Origin of the sequence: Halorubrum tibetense, assembly GCF_042661865.1 — an archaeon.
GTDB lineage: Archaea > Halobacteriota > Halobacteria > Halobacteriales > Haloferacaceae > Halorubrum > Halorubrum tibetense.
This window is the reverse complement of the sequence record NZ_JBHSWW010000650.1, coordinates 1-600: the sequence shown is the minus strand read 5'-3', so window position 1 is coordinate 600 and position 600 is coordinate 1. Positions and strand designations below refer to the sequence as shown.

Below are 600 nucleotides of genomic sequence, written 5' to 3'. Positions count from 1 at the left end.
GTCCGCGAGCGCCTGGATCCGCTCCGTCGCCTCGGCGACGCGCTCGCGGACGTCGACGAACAGCTCGTACTCGAGGGCGTCCGCGCGCTCCGCGGCGCCGACGATCGTCTCCTCGCGTTCCTTCAGCTCGGGAGTGTAGTAGCGCTCGCTGTTCTTCAGCGTCTGTCGGCGGCGGTAGTCGTCCGGAACCCGGTCGAGGTTGGCGTCGGTCACCTCGATGTAGTAGCCGTGGACCTGGTTGTGCCCCACCGACAGCGAGTCGATCCCGGTTCGCTCGCGTTCGCGCGCTTCCAGGTCGGCGACCCACTCGCGCCCCTCGCGCTCGGTGGCGCGCAGCCCGTCGAGGTCGGCGTCGAACCCGTCGCGGATCACCCCGCCCTCGGTGATCTCCTGTGGCGGGTCGGTCGCGATCGCGTCGTCGATCAGCTCGCGGACGGCGGCGATCTCGTCGAGACGCTCGTGGAGGTCACGGAGATGGTCGGTGCGGGGCAGCGAGTCCTCGCTCGCCCCGGGATCGTCCGTGGCGTCCGGCGGCGGCTCCGCCAGCGTCGCCTTCAACTCGGGGACGACCGCGAGGGTGGCGTGAAGCGACCGGAGGTC

General features: G+C 71.3%; 1 pseudogene. It reads right to left on the bottom strand.

Annotated features, from left to right (window positions below):
* Window positions 1–600: pseudogene (locus ACFQEU_RS17540) on the bottom strand (DNA mismatch repair protein MutS); the annotation flags it as partial.